Annotated in this window: 16 protein-coding genes; 7 read left to right on the forward strand and 9 right to left on the reverse strand. The window is 72.0% G+C overall.

Annotated elements, in window-relative coordinates:
* The first annotated feature begins 69 nt into the window (after window positions 1–69).
* Together OG788_RS22025 and OG788_RS22030 are read left to right on the forward strand one after the other, a co-directional pair.
* A complete protein-coding gene (locus OG788_RS22025) occupies window positions 70–801 on the forward strand; it encodes a response regulator transcription factor (protein WP_351537028.1) in 732 nt (243 codons plus the stop codon).
* A complete protein-coding gene (locus OG788_RS22030; RefSeq protein WP_406372934.1) occupies window positions 798–2,240 on the forward strand; it encodes an ATP-binding protein in 1,443 nt (480 codons plus the stop codon). Before OG788_RS22025 ends, OG788_RS22030 begins: the two co-directional genes overlap by 4 nt.
* An 80-nt stretch (window positions 2,241–2,320) precedes the next feature.
* On the opposite strand, the gene OG788_RS22035 is transcribed toward OG788_RS22030, so the two are convergent.
* From OG788_RS22035 to OG788_RS22050, 4 genes are all read right to left on the reverse strand, one after another.
* Window positions 2,321–4,114, reverse strand: a complete 1,794-nt coding sequence (locus OG788_RS22035) for an ABC transporter ATP-binding protein (protein WP_406372935.1) — start codon at window positions 4,112–4,114, stop codon at window positions 2,321–2,323.
* A 74-nt stretch (window positions 4,115–4,188) separates the two neighbouring features.
* A complete protein-coding gene (locus tag OG788_RS22040) occupies window positions 4,189–4,326 on the reverse strand; it encodes a hypothetical protein (RefSeq protein ID WP_351537020.1) in 138 nt (45 codons plus the stop codon).
* Between the two features lie 247 nt (window positions 4,327–4,573).
* On the reverse strand, window positions 4,574–5,797 hold the full coding sequence (locus tag OG788_RS22045; protein WP_406372937.1) for a DUF2993 domain-containing protein: 1,224 nt from the start codon (window positions 5,795–5,797) through the stop codon (window positions 4,574–4,576).
* 164 nt (window positions 5,798–5,961) lie between these two features.
* Complete coding sequence (locus OG788_RS22050) at window positions 5,962–7,758, reverse strand: bifunctional metallophosphatase/5'-nucleotidase (protein ID WP_406372939.1); 1,797 nt, start codon at window positions 7,756–7,758, stop codon at window positions 5,962–5,964.
* 457 nt (window positions 7,759–8,215) lie between these two features.
* On the opposite strand from OG788_RS22050, the gene mshD reads away from it, so the two are divergent.
* Entirely contained in the window at window positions 8,216–9,142 is a 927-nt protein-coding gene (gene mshD / locus OG788_RS22055; protein WP_406372940.1) for a mycothiol synthase, read from the forward strand.
* A gap of 48 nt (window positions 9,143–9,190) precedes the next feature.
* Here the strand turns inward: mshD and OG788_RS22060 are convergent, their stop codons facing one another.
* From OG788_RS22060 to OG788_RS22080, 5 genes are read right to left on the reverse strand one after another with little or no spacing between them, the layout of a single operon-like run.
* Entirely contained in the window at window positions 9,191–9,883 is a 693-nt protein-coding gene (locus OG788_RS22060; protein WP_406372942.1) for an ABC transporter, read from the reverse strand.
* The gene (locus OG788_RS22065; RefSeq protein ID WP_406372943.1) at window positions 9,871–11,442 is read right to left on the reverse strand and encodes an ABC transporter permease; all 1,572 of its coding nucleotides are present in this window, start codon (window positions 11,440–11,442) and stop codon (window positions 9,871–9,873) included. Before OG788_RS22065 ends, OG788_RS22060 begins: the two co-directional genes overlap by 13 nt.
* A complete protein-coding gene (locus OG788_RS22070) occupies window positions 11,439–12,299 on the reverse strand; it encodes an ABC transporter ATP-binding protein (protein ID WP_406372945.1) in 861 nt (286 codons plus the stop codon). Before OG788_RS22070 ends, OG788_RS22065 begins: the two co-directional genes overlap by 4 nt.
* Window positions 12,296–13,207: a zf-HC2 domain-containing protein gene (locus OG788_RS22075; RefSeq protein WP_406372946.1), complete on the reverse strand. Its 912-nt coding sequence runs from the start codon at window positions 13,205–13,207 to the stop codon at window positions 12,296–12,298. Before OG788_RS22075 ends, OG788_RS22070 begins: the two co-directional genes overlap by 4 nt.
* The gene (locus tag OG788_RS22080) at window positions 13,204–13,746 is read right to left on the reverse strand and encodes an RNA polymerase sigma factor (RefSeq protein ID WP_406372948.1); all 543 of its coding nucleotides are present in this window, start codon (window positions 13,744–13,746) and stop codon (window positions 13,204–13,206) included. The genes OG788_RS22075 and OG788_RS22080 overlap by 4 nt, the downstream gene beginning before the upstream one ends.
* Window positions 13,747–13,935: 189 nt before the next feature.
* Between OG788_RS22080 and OG788_RS22085 the strand changes: the two genes are divergently transcribed.
* From OG788_RS22085 to OG788_RS22100, 4 genes are read left to right on the forward strand one after another with little or no spacing between them, the layout of a single operon-like run.
* Window positions 13,936–14,322, forward strand: a complete 387-nt coding sequence (locus tag OG788_RS22085) for a GntR family transcriptional regulator (RefSeq protein WP_351536997.1) — start codon at window positions 13,936–13,938, stop codon at window positions 14,320–14,322.
* On the forward strand, window positions 14,319–15,242 hold the full coding sequence (locus tag OG788_RS22090) for an ABC transporter ATP-binding protein (protein ID WP_406372950.1): 924 nt from the start codon (window positions 14,319–14,321) through the stop codon (window positions 15,240–15,242). The genes OG788_RS22085 and OG788_RS22090 overlap by 4 nt, the downstream gene beginning before the upstream one ends.
* Complete coding sequence (locus tag OG788_RS22095) at window positions 15,239–16,192, forward strand: hypothetical protein (protein ID WP_406372951.1); 954 nt, start codon at window positions 15,239–15,241, stop codon at window positions 16,190–16,192. Before OG788_RS22090 ends, OG788_RS22095 begins: the two co-directional genes overlap by 4 nt.
* Window positions 16,189–17,163, forward strand: coding sequence for a hypothetical protein (locus tag OG788_RS22100; protein WP_406372953.1), 975 nt, complete (start codon window positions 16,189–16,191; stop codon window positions 17,161–17,163). The genes OG788_RS22095 and OG788_RS22100 overlap by 4 nt, the downstream gene beginning before the upstream one ends.
* Window positions 17,164–17,271 lie beyond the last annotated feature (108 nt).

A 17,271-nucleotide genomic window follows, 5' to 3' on the forward strand; every position in this document is an offset into this window, starting at 1 on the left:
GGACAGCCAGGAACGTGCGAGGCTGAAAGCACCCGATCACGACCCATCCCACTCGAGGAACCCACACCCATGAGCTCCGCCGAAGGCGACCGTGACACCCAGCGCATCCTGATCGTCGACGACGAGCCGGCCGTGCGCGACGCACTCAAGCGCAGCCTCGCCTTCGAGGGGTACGACACCGAGGTCGCGGTCGACGGCGCGGACGCCCTGGAGAAGGCGACGGCCTACCAGCCCGACCTGGTCGTCCTCGACATCCAGATGCCCCGCATGGACGGCCTCACGGCGGCCCGCCGGATGCGCGGCGCGGGCACGACCACGCCGATCCTCATGCTGACGGCCCGTGACACGGTCGGTGACCGGGTCACGGGGCTGGACGCCGGGGCGGACGACTATCTCGTCAAGCCCTTCGAGCTCGACGAACTCTTCGCCCGCATCAGGGCGTTGCTTCGGCGCAGCTCGTACGCGGCGTCGACGGGTGCGGTCCCCGAGGACGACGCGCTGACCTTCGGCGACCTGCGTATGGACCTGTCGACGCGCGAGGTCACCCGTGCGGGGCGCCCGGTGGAGCTCACCCGCACCGAGTTCACCCTGCTGGAGATGTTCCTGGCCCACCCGCGCCAGGTCCTCACCCGCGAGCAGATCCTGAAGGCCGTCTGGGGCTTCGACTTCGAGCCGTCGTCGAACTCGCTCGACGTGTACGTCATGTACCTGCGCCGCAAGACGGAGGCGGCCGGCGAGCCGCGCCTGGTCCACACGGTGCGGGGCGTGGGGTACGTGCTGCGGTCCGGTGGCGCGGAGTGAGAAAGGTACTGCGCCGGTTCCGGTCCCTGCCCATCCGGGCCCGGCTGTCGCTTCTGGTTGCCGCGGCCGTGGCGTTCGGGGTCGCGACGGTCTCGGTCACCTGCTGGTTCATCGTGCAGGGGAAGCTGTACGAGCAGGTCAACAACGATCTGAAGAGGGGCATGAGAGCCCCGACGCCCGCGATCGTCAGCGCCCTCAACAACTGCACCGCGACCCCGGACACCGCTGTTCCCCCCTTCCGGAACAACTACGTCCAGGTGGTCAAGGAAGACGGAACGGCCTGCGTTCTCGACAATTCCGTCGGCAAGGTCAAGGTCACCCAGTCCGACAGGACCGCGATCAAGAGCGGCGACCTCGACAAGGCCTACTTCCGCGACGGCACCGACCAGGACGGCAACGCGGTACGCGTGATGCTTCAGCCGCTGGCCACCACCACGGCCGATGCGCAGCCCGGCCCCAACGTGGGTCTCATGATCGCCGTCTCGCTGAAGAGCACCCAGTCCACGCTCAACGACCTGGCGCTGGTCCTGCTTCTCGTCTCCGGCATCGGAGTGGTCGGCGCCGGAGCCGTGGGCCTCTGGGTCGCCCGCGCCGGGCTTCGCCCGGTCGACGAACTCACCGACGCCGTGGAACACGTCGCCCGGACCGAGGACCTCACCATCCGCATCCCCGTGGACGAGGAGAGCGACGACGAGATCGCCCGGCTCTCCCGTTCCTTCAACTCGATGACCGCCTCCCTCGCCACCTCGCGCGAGGTCCAGCAGCAGCTCATCGCCGACGCCGGGCACGAACTGCGGACGCCGCTCACCTCGCTCCGCACGAACATCGAACTCCTCACCCGCAGCGAGGAGATCGGCCGCCCGATCCCCCCGGCGGACCGCAAGGCCCTGCTCGCCTCGGTGACCGCGCAGATGACCGAGCTGGCGGCGCTGATCGGCGACCTTCAGACGCTGTCGCGCTCGGACGCCGGGCACCCGGCCGACCGTGCGGAGGTCGTGGCGCTCCAGGACACCGTGGAAGCGGCCCTGCGCAGGGCCCGGCTGCGCGGCCCGGAACTGACGATCACGGCCGATCTGGAGCCCTGGTACGTCCGGGCGGAGCCCTCCGCGCTGGAGCGGGCGATCGTGAACATCCTCGACAACGCGGTGAAGTTCAGCCCCGGGGGCGGCACGATCGACGTCCGGCTGAAGGACGGCGAGCTGACCGTGCGCGACCACGGTCCCGGCATCCCCACCGACGAACTCCCGCACGTCTTCGACCGCTTCTGGCGTTCCCCCGACGCGCGGGCCCTCCCCGGCTCGGGCCTCGGTCTGTCCATCGTGGCCCGCACCGTCCAGCAGTCCGGCGGCGAGGTGTCGCTGCGCCCCGCGGACGGCGGCGGCACGATCGCGGTCGTACGGCTTCCGGGAGCTCCGACGGCTCCGCCCGAGATGCCGTAGCGGGCACTCCCCCGAACGAGCCCCCACCCGACTCCGGGTGGGGGCTCGTTCGTCTCACGGGGCCCGTTCGTCTCCCCCTGTCAGGCCAGGGGCGAGACCGGTACGGACGCCGGCGCCGGCGCCTGTGCCTGTGCCTGTGCCTGTGTCGACCCGGGTGTCGCCAGGCGGGCGTACATCCCGTCGTGTGCCATCAGTTCGTCATGGGTGCCGGCCTCCACCAGGCGTCCGCCGTCCACGACCAGGATCCGGTCGGCGTCGGGCGCCAGTGACAGATCGTGCGTGATCATGATGGTCGTACGGCCCTCCATCAGCCGGCGCAACGGCTTCACCACGCGTCGCGCGGCAACCGAGTCGAGCCCGGCCGTGGGCTCGTCGAGGACCAGGACGGGTGCGCCGCGCAGCATGGCGCGGGCGATGGCGATGCGCTGGAGCTGCCCGCCGGAAAGCGTGGCCGTGCCGGGTGCGATCTCGGTGTCGTACCCCTCGGGCAGGGCGCTGATGAACTCGTGCGCGACGGCGTCGGCGGCGGCGCGTTCGACATCGGCGGGAGAGACTCCCGGACGTCCGCAGGCGATGTTCTCGCGGACGGTGCCGCGCAGGATCAGGGTCTCCTGGGGCAGCAGCGCCACGCTCTCGCGCAGGAACGGCAGGGATACGTCGGTCAGCGGCACGCCGTCCAGGCTGATGACGCCCGCCGTGGGGTCGTAGAAACGGGTCAGGAGCTTGGACAGCGTCGATTTCCCGGCGCCGCTCGGGCCGGTGACGAGGACCAGTTCGCCGGGACTCGCAGTGAACGTCACCCCGTGCAGGGTGTCCCGCCCGGCGCCCGGGTAGCGGAACGACGTGCCGTGGAAGGCGACCCGGCCGCGTACGGGCCAGGCGGGGACGGGTTCGGCGGGGTCCATGACCGCCGGGCGCGCGTCCAGGATCTCCTGGAGCCGCTCGGCGCCCGCGGTCGCGGCGGTGAGGGTGAGCCCGAGCTGCCCCAGATTGCGGATCGGCGGATACAGGTACCCGAGGAAGGCCGCGAAGGCGAGCAGCTGCCCGAGCGACATGCGCCCCTGGGAGATCTCCCAGGCACCGAGCCCGATCACGGCGAGCACGCAGAACGTCTCGACGACCTCGACGAACTGCTCGTACATCTCGCTCGCCCGCGCCCCGCGCACGGACGCCCGCATCCAGGCACGTGCCTCGCGGTCGAGCCGCTTCTCCTCGGCGCCGCGCCGGTTGTACGCCTGCGTCAGCACCACGTTGGCGAGCGACTCCTCGACGACAGAGGTGATCGCGCCGTCGGCGGCCCGTTCCTCCTGGGCGGCGGTCCTGATCCGCCCGGAGAACCGGCGGGCCACGACGAGGAAGAGCGGGGCGAGGACGAAGGTGACCAGCGCGAGGTCCCAGCGCAGCCAGAGGGCCGCGGCGGCGTAGAAGACGGCGGAGAAGGCCGCGGAGACCGTGCCGACCACGCCCGAGACGACCAACTGCTCGATGGCCTCGACATCTCCGGTGAGCCGCTCGACCAGGTCGCCCCGACGGTGCTTCTGGAAGAAGTGCGGCGGCAGATCCTGGACGTGCCTGAAGACACCGGCCCGGAGCCTCAGGACGAATCTCTCCGCGGTCCACACGGCGAGCGAGTTGCCGAGAAAGCCGACGAGCGCGCCGAGTACGGCGACCCCGAGCCAGGCCCCGGCGGGTCCCCAGAACGCGGACAGCGACCCCGCCTTCAAGGCGTGGTCGGTGAGTTCCGCGAAGAGCAGGATCGAGGCGGTCTCGGCGAGTGCCGCCGCGATCACGCAGCCGATGATCAGCACCAGCCATTTGCGGTCTCCGCGTGTCAGCGGCCAGAAACGCGCGAATGCCTCCCTGACGTCCCGCATACGGATTCAACTCCCTTCGGACATGGCCGAGGCGGGGCACCGGACAATTCCGGGGCCCCGCCTCGTGGTGGCTGCTAGCGGCCCTGACGGCCCACCGGGCGCCGCTTCGGAGCGGCGGCCTTCTTGGCGGCGGGCTTCGGCGCCGGCTTGGCCGCCCGCTTGGGAGCGTCCTTGTGGTGCTTCTTGACCGGGACGATCTTGTGGAAGCTCATGGGTTCTCCTTCTTCCGTGCGGGTGAATTACCTTTGCCGTTCGCGCTGTTCGCTTTCGACATGCAAAACACTACGGGACCTCGAACCCCGGAAATGACCAAATCGGCTGAGACCTCGATGAATTGCGACTGAAAGGAATTCTCAGGCGCCTGGAGGAACGGATCAGCGACTCACACGGACTTTATTACCGAACTCACCTGGAATTTACCGAGGCAATTGCCAGGTCATTGAATTCGTGAGCGCCCGCTCAGTGCCCGAGCCGCAGGTCCGCGCCCGACACCTCGACCCGTATCCCGTCCCGCTCCACCCGTACGTCCCGCAGCCGAACCGCCCCGTCCGCCGGATGCGGCAGCCGGAATCCCAGCGAGAGCCGGTCGGCGAGAACGGGGCGCGTGAGACGGGTCAGGCCCTTGAGCAGGTTCGGGTCGAAGCCCAGCCGCCGAAGGAGCTCCGGGTGGGCCGCCGCCACATCGAGAAGGTTCAGCCGCATCGCCCGGTGGACGAAGGCGGGCGCTCCCGTCAGGGTCGCGAGCTTCGTGTCGTCGCGCAGCGCCTCGCGCACCGCCGCGTCGGGTACGCCGAGCCTGCGGACGATCGACGGGACGGAGAGCAGGGCCCGCGCCTTCGCGGTCTCCTCGCCGAGCCGGGCGGCCGTGGCGCGGGTGAGGTGGAGGCCCTCCGAGGCGCGCCGGCCGGGGCGGTACGTCGCCAAGTCGCCGATGTCCAGGCGCATTCCGCCGATGCGGGTGGAGATGCCGCGGGCGCCGTCACGCCGGATACGCGCGTCGGCCCTGAGCGACAGATCGTGTCCGGCGACGGGCAGTGTGCCGCGCGCCCGCACCCGGTCACGGCCGTGTCCGGTGAACGTCACCTGCGACGCGCCCAGTTCACGGTTCAGATCGTCGAAGGAGAGCAGAACCTCACCGCGCAGCCGGGGGATGCGGGCGCCGCGCACGCTGGTCGGGCCGTCGCCGTCGAGCCGTACGTCCGTCGCCGTGGCCGACACCTTCGCCAGGGAGACCCGGTCCGCGGCCACGTCGGGCACGGTCACTTTCAGGGAGTCCAGCCGGCCGCGGGCGAGCTGGGTGAGGAAGGGGAAGCCCCCGATCTCGACCTCGGGCGCGGCGGTCAGATGCAGCTGGTCCTTGACCCGGTCCGCCGCCCGGTGCTCGGCGTACAGCAGCGCCCAGCGATCGGCCAGAGCGAGGACCGCGGTGAGGGACAGGACGAGTGCGGTCGCCTTCACCGCGAACGGAAGTCCGGCGAGGCGTTTGCGGCGGCGCCTGCTGCCGCGGCGGTGGTTGGGCGGGGACCAGCCGTCGTCCGGTTCCTCCGTCGGCTCTCGCGACGGCTCGTCCGGCGGCCGGTCCTCGTGGAGGAACTCCTCCAACGGCCCTCCGTCATCGAGGGCGCCCAGTTCTTCGTACGGGTTCGGAAAGGGATGCGTTGTCATGCGGTGGGGGGTACGCATCGTCTCATCCGACCATGCGCACCGCCCCTGCCCGCAACCGCTACCGCCCGTATGCGATCAACTTCACGATCAACTCCACGATCCGCGTCGCCTTCGGCGGACCGGGGTGCGGTGCTTCCGCGGACCGGGGCGCGGTGCTTCCGCGTCCCGGTCCGCCGACGTGGCTACTTGACGACCGTGATCCGGTCCGCAGCCGGCACCGGGTACGGCGTGGCGGCAGCGGAGTTGGCCGTCAGGTAGGTCTCCAGGGCAGCCAGGTCGTCGCCGCCGACACGGACGTTGGCGCCCTTGCCGAGCTCGGCGAAGCCGTCGCCGCCGCCCGCGAGGAAGGAGTTCATCGCGACGCGGTAGGTGGCGGCCGGATCGATCGCCGCGCCATTGAGCTTGACCGAGTCGGCGACGACACGCGCCGCGCCGGTCTTGGTCAGGTCGAGCGTGTAGGTCAGGCCCTTGGAGATCTGGAGGATCTTCGGGGCGGCCTCGTTGGCGCCGCTGACCTGCTGCTGGAGTGCGGTGACGACCTGGGCGCCGGTGAGGTCGACCAGGTTGACGGTGTTGGCGAAGGGCTGGACCGTGTACGCCTCCCCGAAGGTCACCACTCCGTCGCCCTCACCGCCGCTCGCCGCGTACGTGAGCCCGGCGCGGATGCCGCCCGGGTTCATCACCGCGAGGTCGGCCTCGGCGTCGACCGACTTGGCGTACGCGAGCTGCGCGTCGGCGATCAGGTCGCCCATCGGGGACTCGGTCCCCACGTTGCCGATCTCGCCCGCGATGTAGCCGATGGGACGCGAGGCGACCGGCGCGGAGAGCGCCTTCCACTTGGTGATGAGCGACGTCATGTCGGCGGCCTTCGCGACGTCACGGGTGACCACGTGGTTCGCGGACTTCACCGCCGTACGGGCGATGTCACCGGTCCAGCGGTCGTACGTCAGCGTGGTGTCCGTGTAGAGCCGGCCGAAGGAGGAGGCCGAGGTGACCATGCGGGGCTTGCCCGCCGGGTCGGGGATGGTGCACGCGTACGCCTGGTGGGTGTGACCGGTGACCAGCGCGTCGACGGCCGGCGTGACGTTCTTGGCGATGTCCACGATCGGCCCGGAGATGCCGTCTCCGGCGCCGGGGCTGTCGCAGTCGTAGTTGTACGCCGTCGACGCGGGCGCTCCACCCTCGTGGATCAGCGCGACGATCGACTTCACGCCCTGGCGCTGGAGCTCCTTGGCGTACTTGTTGATCGTCTCGACCTCGTCGCCGAACTTCAGGCCCTTGACGCCCTCGGCGGAGACGATGTTCGGCGTGCCCTCCAGCGTGACGCCGATGAAGCCGACCTTGACGCCGTTCTTCTTCCACACCCAGTAGGGCTTGAGGACCGGCTTCTTGGTCTTCTCGTCGGTGACGTTCGCCGCGAGGTAGGGGAAGTCGGCGCCGCCGAACTCCTCGCCGCCGTAACAGCCGTCCGTCGGGTGGCAGCCGCCCTTCTGGAGCCGGGCCAGCTCCTTGGCGCCCTCGTCGAACTCGTGGTTGCCGACCGAAGTGACATCGAGGTCGAGGCCGTTGAGCGCCTCGATGGTGGGCTCGTCGTGGAAGAGGCCGGAGATCAGCGGGGAGGCGCCGACCATGTCACCTGCGGCCGCGGTGATCGAGTACTTGTTGTCCTTGCGGGCGTTGCGCAGATGCGTGGCCAGGTACTCGACACCACCGGCGTCGATGGTCTTCGTCGTACCGTCCGCCGCCAGCTCCGTGACCCGCCCGGAGGAACCGGTCGGCGGCTCCAGGTTGCCGTGCAGGTCGTTGAAGGACAGCAGCTGGACGTCCTGGTAGCGGCCGCTGCCGTGGTGGTGCAGCGGAGTCGCCTTGTCCTGGTGCGCGCTCGCGGGCATCGCCGCGGCCAGCGCACCGACGGTGGCGAGGCCGGCGGCTGCCGCGAGAAGGCGATGCGTGCGTCTGTGCCGGAACGTGGGCGGCATGGTTCCCCCTGGAGAACGGTGAGATGCGAGAGCGGTGTGACGTGCGCGAGCCGAGCGGGTGGTGCGTGCGGTGCGGGCCGTCGGGCCCCGCGGTGGCGCTGCTCTGCGGGACTCGCGGGTGGTGCGGGCTGTGCGAACTGCCGGCCCCGCACGCGGTGCGTGGTGTGCGGGCCCCGCAGGTGGCGCGGGTGAAGCGGGTGGTGCGTACCGCCGGTCCCGCACATGATGCGTGCAGTGCGAACCGGGCGGGCCGAGTGACAGCCGTGGCTTTTGCACGCACTTTAGAATCAACGCGCGTAGCGCAAAAGGGGTTTCGGGGTTACGGAGTGATTGCCATCGCCTCACCGGAGACCGACGGGCACGTCACCGCCCTCTCGGCTTCTCCCTCTCCGCCACGATCCACATCCACCCCGGCCAACTCCTTGTCCCCCCATCACCGAGCCGTACCCTCGTATCCATGACCAGCGACGACGCGGCACCCTCCGCTCTCACCCGCTCCATCGAGACCTACTCCGTGCTCACCTCGGATCAGGCCGAGGATGTGCTCCGGCTGCTGTCGGAGGCCGCCAGGACCGACGGGCAGCAGGCGGTGTCCGAGCAGGGGCGGCTCCAGCTGAAGGGCGGGAGCCGTGAGGGCGTCCGGCATCTGCTGCTGACCCTCGGCGACGAACTGGTCGGCTACGCACAGCTGGAGGACACCGATCCGGTCGAGGCCCCTGCCGCCGAGCTGGTCGTCCACCCGGCGCACCGCGGGCACGGGCACGGACGGGCGCTCGGCTCGGCCATGCTCCACGAGTCCGGGAAGCGGCTGCGGGTGTGGGCGCACGGCGGGCACTCCGCCGCCCGGCATCTCGCCCAGGTCCTCGGCCTCACCCTCTTCCGCGAACTGCGCCAGATGCGCCGCCCGTTGGAGGGCCTCGACCTGCCCGGACCGAAGCTGCCGGAAGGCGTGACCGTCCGGACCTTCGTGCCGGGACAGGACGACGCCGCCTGGCTCGCCGTGAACGCCGCTGCCTTCGCGCACCACCCCGAGCAGGGCTCCCTCACCCAGCGCGATCTGGACGACCGGACGGCCGAGCCGTGGTTCGACCCGGCCGGCTTCTTCCTCGCCTTCCGCGGCGAGGAACTCGTCGGCTTCCACTGGACCAAGGTCCACGCCGAGGAGGGGCTGGGCGAGGTGTACGTCCTCGGTGTGCGCCCCGGCTCCCAGGGCGGCGGCCTCGGCAAGGCGCTGACCACGATCGGACTGCGCCACCTCGCCGCGCAGCGGATGCCCACCGCGATGCTCTACGTCGACGCCGACAACAAGGCGGCGGTCACCGTCTACGAGCGCCTCGGCTTCGTCACCCACGAGACGGACCTGATGTACCGAACGGAGTCCTGACCGCCCGCCGCGCGAGCGCCGCTCCGGGCGCCGCACCGGGAGACGAAGTCAGCGGTGGGCAAGGAGGGTTGTCCGGCGTCGCCGCAGGGGTTCGGTCAGGGAACACACCCCCGTCAGCGCCGCCACGACCAGCACGCCCGCCCAGCGCCGGTGCGCGTCGCCCCAGTCCGGGTCGGACGTGGCCACGAAGAGCGCCCACCGGTCGGGGAGCAGCAGGGCGGCGGCGAAGGACGCGCCCACGAGTCCGGCGGACACCGCGATGCCCGGTTCGGTGGCTTCCGAGTGCCGCAGAGCGAGGAGCGCGCCGGCCAGCGCGAGGACGACGAAGGCGGATGCCTCCAGGGTGATCGCGCCCACCGGGGGCCGGCCCTGGTCGGGTATGAGGAGCAGCGCGGCCGTCCACCACACCGCCGTGAACGGCACGACGAGCCCCACCCGCAGCCCGGTCCGCACCGGACGCCTGGTCGGCACCGCCGCCGTGGCGTGCCGGGCCGGATCGTCCAGCAGGAAGGCCAGGCCCAGCCCGAAGGCGAGCGCGGCGGCCCGCAGCAGGTTGAGGGAGAGCCACGGGTCGGCCGGATCGGAGAGCATCCGCGGAGCGCCGGCCAGCAGCAGCCCGAGGGCGGCTCCCGTCGCCAGGGACCTGTGGGGCAGGCCCCGCCACACGGGGCCGAGAAGGGCGAGAGCCACGACATACGCGGACGACCGCCCGGCGACCGTGCTTCCCGCTACTCCCCGCACGATCCGCTCTCCTTGTCCGCCGCGGTCCCCTTGCCTCCGGCCGGCACTCCGAGCAACTCGGCCACCCGGGCCGTGGACGTCTTCGCGGATGTCAGCTCCGTCCAGTGGGCCTTCACCTTGGCGGCCACGCCGTAGTGCGGCTTCTGGAGCAACTCGCGGACCACCGTGGTCTGCTGGGCCGACATGGAGACGGGTTCCGTGGGGGTCAGCGCGATGGCGGAGCCCTCGATGCTGTCGTCGAGCCGGACGCTGCGCAGGGACTTCATCGGGTCCGGCTGTGTGCTGAGCGCGAGCCACATGGTGGTCACCACGCGGGCGTCGCACATCTCACCGGCGCGGTTCTGGTCGCCCGCGACCAGGACCGAGGCGACGCCGACGGCGAACTCGGGAAGGCGGTTGCCGCCCCAGCGCGTGCCGACCGTCACGGCGCCCGGTGTGGTGGACGCGGGGATCGCGGCGTCGCTCTGGAGGCCGTACCGGGCGTCGATCACCTGGCGCACGGTCAGCGGCCGGCCTCCGGCCGAACCGCCCGCGCGGGACTGGATGCGGTCGACGGCCTCCGCCCAGTCGGCGGTGCGGCCGGCCCACTCCGGGTAGGCGCAGTACGTGGACCGTCCGTGCCGGACGCAGGTCTGCACCTTCTCCGGGGTCGCGGACGCCTTGGTGCGGGCCGCGATCAGTGAGGCCGGCTCGTCGGGGGACTGTCCCACCACGCCGACGGCCGTCACCGCGAGGGCGACCACGGTCGTCGCCTGGACCAGGCGCGTCCGGCCACCGCTCACCAGGACGGCGAGGCACAGCAGCAGGACCGCGAGGCCCGTCAGGTAGAGCGCGTGCCAGGCGGCCGGGCGGCCCAGCAGCTCGGAGGGGAAGGGGTCGGCGCCCTGGTCGGAGACGACCGGTCCGAGCCAGCGCACCCAGTGCGTTCCCTGCGTGGACGCGGAGACCATGGCGGTGAGGGCGTAGGCGCCGATCACGAAGGGCGGTGCGATGAACCCGACCGGGATCAGCCGGGCGAGCAGGACGCCGAGGACACCGGACAGGAGGATCACCAAGGGGCCCACGGCCAGTTCGGCGGGTGAGCCGTGGCCGACGGCACCCGGCTTCAGCGCCGACCAGGTGAACTGGAAGCCGACGACCAGTGCGGTGATCGCGACGAACGGCAGCACGGACAGCGCGTGCGCGACCGTGCGCCGCCACCCCTCCATGGGCAGGACGTCGAAGTGCCGGTCGGTGGACTGCCGGCGGGAGCGCAGCACCGCGCGGTTGACGCCGACGAACAGGGCGATGCCGAGGAGTATGGGGGCTTCCTGGGTGGACCGGTCGACGTCCTGGAGGACCGGGAAGTCGTCCATGCCCTCGCCGCCGGAGAACAGCGTCCAGCCGGTGAAGCCGACGTACAGCGCGAGGAAGACCAGGATCGGGATCTGGAGCAGCAGTTCGCGCGCCTCGAAGCGGGCCAGGGCCAGGACCGCGCCGGCCCTCGATTCCCGGCCCCGCGCAGGCGGCTCCACCCCCGTGGGAGCCGCCTGCGCGATCGTGCCCGTGGTGGCGCTCATGCCGCCACCTCCGCGGACTCGCCGTCGAGAGTGAGCAAGTACCCGTCCTCCAGGGTTGGTTCGAGCAGTTCCGCGCCCTCGGGCGGGTCGCCGACATTGCGGAAGGCGCCCGTGCCCGTGCGCCATCCGGCTCTGGCGGCCGGATCGCGCTCGGTGCTGCTCCACACCCGGCCAGCCGCTCGTCCGGTCAGCTCGGCGGGGGTGCCCTCGAAGCGGATGCGGCCGCCGGCCATGACGATCACCTGGTGGCAGAGCATCGCGACGTCCTCGGTCTGATGGGTGGAGAGCAGGACGGTGCGGCCTTCTCCGGCCTGGGCGATCAGCTCCCGGAAGCGCATGCGCTGCTCGGGGTCGAGGCCGACGGTCGGCTCGTCGAGGACCAGGAAGCCGGGGTCTCCGACGAGCGCGGCGGCCAGCGCGACCCGCTGGCGCATACCGCCGGACAGCCGCTTGATGCGCTTGCCGCGCACATCGGAGAGGGCGACGGCCTCCAGTACCCGGCGCACCTCACGGTGCCGGGCGGTGCGGTCCGTGAGCTCCTTGAGGATCGCCACGTAATCGACGAACTCGAAGGCCGAGAAGTCCTGGTGGAACCCTGGCGTCTGCGGCAGATAGCCCAGAGAGCGCCGTACGTCCATGCGTCCGGCGGTGGTGCCCGGGTCGTGTCCGAGGACGGTGAAGGAGCCCCGGTCGGCGGGCACGGCGGTGGCGAGCACCCGCAACAGGGTGGTCTTTCCCGCGCCGTTGGGCCCGAGGAGTCCGGTGACTCCCTCGCCGAGGCGGACGGAGACGTCGTCGAGGGCGAGCGTCCCCCCGAAGCGGAGGGTCAGCCCGGAGGCGGAGACGGTGGGGATCATGCGGCGTTCCTGTCGGTGAAGTCGGTGAGCGGGAGGCGCGACGCGTCGAACCGGTCCCGCGCGAGGTAGAGGAGTCCGGCGGCCAGCGCCGCGACGGCCCCGGCGACGCCCTGCCCGGCCACGGTGAACGGGGCGAGCGTGGCGTCGGGCTCCGTGGTCGCGCGGGCCACGGCCAGCAGGGCGATCCAGCCGCCGCCGACCAGGGAGGGGGCGAGGACGGGACCGAGCCGGGAGGTGAGCGCGAGGCCGGTCGCGGTGAGGGCCAGGGCCGGCAGCAGCCAGGCCAGGGCGTGCAGGCCGTAGGTGGGGAGGGCGAGGGTCGCGAGGCCGTTGAGCCCCAGGCCCACGATGAGGACCGCGACCGTGCGGATCATCAGGAGCCGGAAGCCGTGCATGGGGGAGACGACCGCCATCTCGTAGGTCGGGTCGAGCGCCGGACTGTAGGACAGCGCGACCCCGGCGAGCGGGAGCAGCGGCGCGAGGGCGAGAAAGAGGGTGGGGGCGCTCGCGACCTGCACCGTGTTGGCCGCGGCCACGGTCATGACGAGGACGACGGCGACCGCGCCCAGCCAGGAACGGCGCAGGACGGGGGCGGCGGCCAGCAGCCGCGCCGTGTGGTCGGCGACGCCGAGCTGGACGAGCAGCCACTCGACCGGACCCGGACGCGGAGCGTCGAGCTCGGCGTCGAGCCGCTCCCAGCCGGCTTCCAGGGCCGCCGGGTCGCTGAACGCGGCCAGCGCCTCGCGGCACCGCGCGCACGCGGCGAGGTGGGTGTCGGCGGACCACAGGCGGGGCGGCGTCAAGTCGCCCCGCGTATAGGCCCGGAGGTCCTCCTCCGGCACATGCCAGGCCGTACGGCTGTCACCGCTCAGGTCGCTGCCATCGCTTCCGCGACGGTCGTCGCTCATGCCAACGCCTCCCGCAACTGCTTGCGCGCACGCAGTGCCCGCGTCTTGACCGTGCCCGGCGGAATACCGAGCAGGACGGCCGCTTCCCGGGTGCTGAGCCCGTCGATCACCGTGGCCTGGAGAACCGACCGGAGTTCGGGCGAGAGCCTGGTCAGCGCGCCCGCCAGGTCGCCGTGCTCGACGGCTGCCAGCACGCGCTCCTCGGCCGAGGCCTCGTCGCGGTGCCGGAGCCGGGCCAGCGCGTTCCGGAGCCGGCCGCGCGCGCCGTCGCCGCGCATCGAGTCGACGAGCCGCCGCGAGCCGATGCGCCACAGCCAGCCGGCCGGGTCGCCCTCCTCGCGGTAGCGGGCGGTGCCGCGCCAGACCGCGAGGAAGGTCTCCTGGACGACGTCGTCGACGATCCCGGCGTCGGCGCACCGGCCGCGCAGCCGCGCGGTCAGCCATGGCGCGTACCGCCGGTACAGCTCTTCGAAGGCGCGACGGTCCCCGTCCGCTGCGATGGCCCGCAGCAGCTCTCCGTCGCTTCTCGTTTCCCTCACACCCCCTCATCGGACGAGACCCACCGATCGGTTCACACCTCGGCCAAGAATTTCCGAACGCCGTTGCGTGCCTGGTGGGCGGCCGGATCCACCGTCGGCGCAACACCGTCCGGACGTCCCGCACTTGACGACGACCACCCTCTTGCACCACCCTTTCACTACTCAATTAGTGAAAGGGTGGTTGTCCGAGTGGTCGCGTACCGCATCGACCGGCGCAGCGGCGTCGCCACCTACGTCCAGATCGTCCAGCAGACCAAGCAGGCCCTGCGCCTCGGCCTCCTCGAACCGGGCGACAAGCTCCCCACGGCCCGCGAGGTCGTGGAAGCCACCGCCATCAATCCGAACACCGTCCTGAAGGCCTACCGCGAACTGGAGCGCGAGGGCCTGGTCGAGGCCAGGCGCGGCCTCGGCACCTTCGTCCGCAGAACGCTCGGCGCCGCCCCGGCGGACTCGCCTCTGCGCGAAGAGCTCGAGGCCTGGGCCCGGAGCGCCCGCTCGGCGGGCCTGGACCGCGAGGACGTGGCAGCACTGTTCGGCTCCGTACTGGACGCACATTTCCCGAAGGGGGACCAGTGAGTTCCACCAGCACCACCCGCCCCACCGTCGCCGTCGAGGCGCACGGGCTCAGCGTGCGCTACGGCCGGCGCTCCGCCGCGGCGCTGGACGACTGCTCGTTCCGCCTCCCGGCCGGGCGGATCAGCGCGCTCGTCGGCCCCAACGGCGCGGGCAAGTCGACCCTGCTGGCGGTGGCGGCCGGACTGCTGCGGCCCGCCGCCGGCACGCTCACCGTGCTCGGCACCACCCCGGCCGAGGCACGCGAGAGAATCGCCTACCTCTCCCAGAACAAGCCGTTGCACCCCCAGCTCACGATCGCCGAGACCCTGCGTCTGGGCGCCGAACTCAACCCGGCCCGCTGGGACGCCGCGCACGCCGCGGCGATCGTGGAACAGGGCTCGCTCGACCCCGGCGCCAGGGTCAGGGGCCTGTCCGGCGGCCAGCGGACCCGCGTGGCCCTCGCCCTCGCGCTGGGCAAGCGGCCCGACCTGATGCTGCTGGACGAACCGATGGCCGACCTGGACCCGCTGGCCCGCCACGAACTGCTGGGCACCCTGATGGCGGACGCCGCCGAGCGCGGGACCACGGTGCTGATGTCCTCGCACATCGTCGCCGAACTCGCCGACGCCTGCGATCACCTGCTGCTCCTGGGCGGCGGACGCATCCGGCTCGGCGGCGGCCTGGACGACCTGCTCCTCGCGCACACCGTGGTGACCGGACGCGGCACCCCCGCCGACCTCGCACCGCACCTCGTCGTCGAGTCCCGCGCCACCGGCCGCGGTCTCACCGCCCTGATACGCACCGACGGACCGGTGGACGATCACTGGGAGGCGGAGCCACCGTCCCTGGAGGAACTGCTCCTCGCCCATCTGCGCTCCCCCTCGGCCCCGGCGCTGCTCACGCCCGGCACGACCGCGACCCCCACGGCGGTGACCCGATGAGCGCCACCACCCTCACCTCCCCCGTGCGCCGCGCTCTGCCCAGGCCGAGCGGCCTGGTCTGGACGGTCCTGCGTCTGCACCGCACCGCCCTGTGGATCTGGACCGCCTTCGTGGTGCTCACCGCCGGCCTGCTGCTGTGGCTGTACGGCCCGGGTGCCACGCACACACAGCACCTGCTCGACACCTTCGGGTACGCGGGCGTGCAAGGAGACGCCTGGACCGCCGGCACCATCGGCTCCCCCTTTTCCGGCGCCTACAACGACCTCTTCTACGACCCTGCCTCCCTGCTCAACATCGCCTCGTTCGCCGTCGCCGTCTTCGCGGGCGGCTCGCTGATCGCCCGCGAGCTGGAGAACGGCACCGCCCAGCTGGCCTGGACCCAGTCCGTCAGCCCGGCCCGCTGGCTCGCCGCCAAACTGGCGGTGCCCGCGCTGTTCATCACCGTGGGCACGGGCCTGCTGGTCGCGCTGTACCGGATGCTGTGGTCCGCCCACAGCGACCTCCTGCTGGCCGGCATCGGACCGCGCGCCCTCTATTTCGCCCTCGGCCCGGGCACGGTCGCCCTGCCGCTCTTCGGTCTGGCCGTCGGCGTTCTCGCCGGTCTCGTGCTGCGCCGCACCCTGCCCGCCCTCGCCGTCGCCGGTATCGCCCAATCCGCGGCCATCGCCTTCCGCGCCAACTCCTGGCCGTTCCAGGGCGATTACCAGCAGCCCGAGCTCTCCGTCCGGAGCCGGGCGATCACCTCCACCGGCGCGGAGATCCCCGACCCGGGCTGCTACTACAGCCGCCCCTGTCTCGCCCGGCACGACGTCGTCGGCTTCACCCGCGAGTACCTCCCCTCCCCCGACTACTGGCCCCGCCAGCTCCTGGAGACGGGTGTCCTGCTGGCCGCCACCGCGATCCTGGTCGCCGTCGCCTTCGGCGTCCTGAAAAGGACGTCCACCTCATGAGCGCCCCGACCCTGCACCGCCCGTCCGGCCTCACCTGGACCGTGCTGCGCCTGCACCGCGCGGCCCTGTACGCCTGGGGCGCCGCGCTGCTGGCCACCGCCGCGGTCCTGACCTGGATGTACGTCATCGGCCCGGACGCCCGCGCGGCCATCGGCCCCTGCGGCTCACCGGGCACCGGACTGCCGGACTGCGAGGACCTCCGGGCCATCGGCACGGACGAGACCTACGGCATCGGCATCGGCCTGATCTCCACCGCCGTGTCGTATCTGATGTTCCCGGTGGCCGCCTGGGCGGGAGGCGCGCTGGTCGGCCGCGAACTGGAGAACGGCACGGCGCAGCTGGCCTGGACCCAGTCCGTCACCCCCGTGCGCTGGCTGGTCGCCAAGCTCGCCGTCCCGGCCGCCCTGCTCACCGCGGGCACCACACTGGCGGTCCTGCTCGAGGTGTGGGCCCGCCGCGACGACAACCCGACCCTGGTCGGCCACTGGTACGGCTCGGACGCCTACATCTCGACCGGACCGGTCGCCGTCGCGTACGTCCTCGCCGGTCTCACCCTCGGCGCCCTCGCGGGCCTGGTCCTGCGCAAGGCCCTGCCCGCCGCCGGAGCCGCGTTCGCCGTGACGCTCGTCCTGTACAACGTGCTGGACCGGTTCCGGATGAGCCTGTGGCCCGCCTCGACGGTCACCGGGCGGGCGGCCCTCCACCTCCCGCCCGACGCCCTGGCCCTCGAAAACGGTGCCGTCACGAGGAACGGCGAGCGCCTGGGCAACGACCTGGCCTGCGTCGGCCTCGACGGTTCCAGCGAGATCAGCCGGTGCATGCAGAGAACCGGACTGACCGATTTCTGGGCCACCTATCAGCCCGAGTCGCACTTCTGGCCCCTCCAGCTCGTGGAGAGCGGCCTGCTCCTGGCCGTCGTGGGACTCGCGACCGCCGCCGCGTTCAACCTGTTGCGCCGTCGCACTCCGTGACCCGTGGCGGCGGGGGCTGCACGCACCTCACGGGGGTGGGTGTGTGCACGGTTCCCGGGCGTGCGGACGTCCGGGAGCCGCCCCCCGATAGCCCGCACGTCATGTCCC

This window comes from Streptomyces sp. NBC_00647, from assembly GCF_045207245.1.
Lineage (GTDB): Bacteria > Actinomycetota > Actinomycetes > Streptomycetales > Streptomycetaceae > Streptomyces.

Excerpts from the sequence above, each read along its gene's own strand:
- OG788_RS22025 (WP_351537028.1), top strand. The coding sequence starts at position 70 with ATGAGCTCCGCCGAAGGCGACCGTGACACCCAGCGCATCCTGATCGTC.
- OG788_RS22035 (WP_406372935.1), bottom strand. The coding sequence starts at position 4,114 with ATGCGGGACGTCAGGGAGGCATTCGCGCGTTTCTGGCCGCTGACACGC.
- OG788_RS22040 (WP_351537020.1), bottom strand. The coding sequence starts at position 4,326 with ATGAGCTTCCACAAGATCGTCCCGGTCAAGAAGCACCACAAGGACGCT.
- OG788_RS22045 (WP_406372937.1), bottom strand. The coding sequence starts at position 5,797 with ATGCGTACCCCCCACCGCATGACAACGCATCCCTTTCCGAACCCGTAC.
- OG788_RS22050 (WP_406372939.1), bottom strand. The coding sequence starts at position 7,758 with ATGCCGCCCACGTTCCGGCACAGACGCACGCATCGCCTTCTCGCGGCA.
- mshD (WP_406372940.1), top strand. The coding sequence starts at position 8,216 with ATGACCAGCGACGACGCGGCACCCTCCGCTCTCACCCGCTCCATCGAG.
- OG788_RS22065 (WP_406372943.1), bottom strand. The coding sequence starts at position 11,442 with ATGAGCGCCACCACGGGCACGATCGCGCAGGCGGCTCCCACGGGGGTG.
- OG788_RS22070 (WP_406372945.1), bottom strand. The coding sequence starts at position 12,299 with ATGATCCCCACCGTCTCCGCCTCCGGGCTGACCCTCCGCTTCGGGGGG.
- OG788_RS22075 (WP_406372946.1), bottom strand. The coding sequence starts at position 13,207 with ATGAGCGACGACCGTCGCGGAAGCGATGGCAGCGACCTGAGCGGTGAC.
- OG788_RS22095 (WP_406372951.1), top strand. The coding sequence starts at position 15,239 with ATGAGCGCCACCACCCTCACCTCCCCCGTGCGCCGCGCTCTGCCCAGG.
- OG788_RS22100 (WP_406372953.1), top strand. The coding sequence starts at position 16,189 with ATGAGCGCCCCGACCCTGCACCGCCCGTCCGGCCTCACCTGGACCGTG.